1 protein-coding gene is annotated in these 1137 nt (G+C 49.5%); it reads right to left on the reverse strand.

Features of this window, described 5'->3' with window-relative positions; all coding sequences use genetic code 11:
- Window positions 1-294: 294 nt before the first annotated feature.
- On the reverse strand, window positions 295-1137 hold an 843-nt coding region (gene sigC / locus ACUVJL_RS19235), incomplete at its 5' end, for an RNA polymerase sigma factor SigC (protein ID WP_445247299.1).

Genomic DNA, 1137 nt, shown 5'->3' on the forward strand with positions numbered 1-1137 from the left:
GAACGAGGACGCGGTATAAAGTGCCATAGTGACCCTCTCAAGAAAGTCTGCCTATTGACAATCATACACAACGATCGAGATATTTTGCAAATATCGCAGCTTATTGAAAAAAGATTGAGGAAAAAAATTGGTTTTTGATAATTCTTGACTTTTAACAAGCTTTATGCATTGATGCAGAGGACAGAGAAGTGGTCCAGGAGTAAATATTGTTACTTCTGCCAAATGTCTCCTGCCTTCTGCATAAGCGCCGAATGCCTGGCTCCGTGATTGATGGCGCTGACGGATCAGCCAAATTTAAGTCAGAGACTCTAGATAGTCGCGCACGCGGTTGCGACGCTTGGGTTGGCGGAGTTTTTGCAAAGCTTTAGCTTCAATTTGGCGAACTCGCTCGCGTGACAAGTCGAGGGCGCGACCGATTTCTGCCAGCGAGTAGGGGTGTCCGTCGCCCAAACCAAAGCGCATCAGAATTACATCTCGCTCGCGGCTGGTTAAATCTGCAAGCAGTTGCTGCAAGTCGCGGTGCAGAGCTTCTCGCATCAGCATTTCTTCTGGAGATACGCAGTCGGTTTCGAGCAAGTCGCCCAACTCTGTATCTTTTTCGTTGCCCACTTTAGTTTCTAGAGAAACAGACCGGGGGACTCGCAGCAAAACTTCTCGGACTTGGGGCGCCGTCATGTCCAACTCGACGGCGATGTCTTCGATCGTAGCTGTGCGACCTTTTTCTTGAGAAATTTTGCGCTGGGCTTTTTTGATTTTGTTAAGTTTTTCGGTGATATGAACCGGGAGGCGGATGGTGCGGCTTTGAGTAGCTATCGCGCGCGTAATTCCCTGCCGAATCCACCAGTAGGCATAGGTGCTAAACCGATAGCCCCGCGTCGGATCAAACTTTTCTACGGCTCGCTCGAGTCCGAGAGTACCTTCTTGTATTAAATCGAGCAATTCTAACCCGCGATTTTGATATTTTTTCGCCACCGAAACCACCAGGCGCAGGTTCGCCTTAATCATGTGGTCTTTAGCTTCCACGCCTTCAGCTTGAATTCTTTCGATCGTCTCTACCGTCATCTCTGCTAACTCTGCCCACTGGCGCTTGCCTTCGGCCATAATTCGCTTGAGTTCGGGTACGTCACTGACGCCCGC

This window comes from Microcoleus sp. OTE_8_concoct_300 (genome assembly GCF_031383065.1).
Taxonomy (GTDB): Bacteria; Cyanobacteriota; Cyanobacteriia; order Cyanobacteriales; family Microcoleaceae; genus Microcoleus.